Annotated in this window: 1 protein-coding gene; it reads right to left on the bottom strand. The window is 76.3% G+C overall.

The annotated features are described in order from the left end of the window. Nucleotides 1–511: PH domain-containing protein (locus tag CWIS_RS12455; protein WP_156186641.1), on the bottom strand; the 511-nt coding region annotated here is incomplete at its 3' end. Between the last annotated feature and the right edge of the window lie 3 nt (nucleotides 512–514).

The following is a 514-nucleotide window of genomic DNA, read 5'->3' as shown; positions in this document are numbered from 1 at the left end:
TCGCGGCGGCCGACGACGGGCGCCGCAGCCCCGCCGCGAGCGCGAGCAGCTCGCTGCGCAGCGCCTGCGCGTCGGGCTCACGCAGGTACGCGAGCTGCACGGCCGACCCGCTGCCGCCCGCGACCTCGAGCCGCAGCTCGGCGAGCCCGACCAGGCGCGCGAGCAGCGGCTGCACCACGTCGACCGCCTGCAGCCGGTCGAGGCGCGCCTGCCGCTGCGTGCGGAAGAGCACGCCCGAGTGCAGGTGCACGGCCTCGTCGGTCACGGCGAACCGCATGTGCCGCCACGCGATCGCCGCGTACCCCCAGCCGATCAGCGCGACGAGCAGCACGATCCCCAGCGCGATCAGCCAGCCCGGACCGCCGAGCAGGTCCGCGGCCGAGCGCACGTCGTCGGCCGCCTGGTACCCGGCGATCACGACGACCGCCACGAGCGTCTTCCAGCCCTTGAGCGCCGGCGTGACCGGGTGGACCCGACGCCACGCCTCCTCGGGGACGTGCTCGTCGTGCACGAC

It is taken from the genome of Cellulomonas sp. A375-1, assembly GCF_001040865.1.
Lineage (GTDB): Bacteria > Actinomycetota > Actinomycetes > Actinomycetales > Cellulomonadaceae > Cellulomonas > Cellulomonas gelida.
The sequence above is the reverse complement of the archived record's forward strand: the minus strand, read 5'-3'. Positions and strand labels throughout refer to the sequence as shown.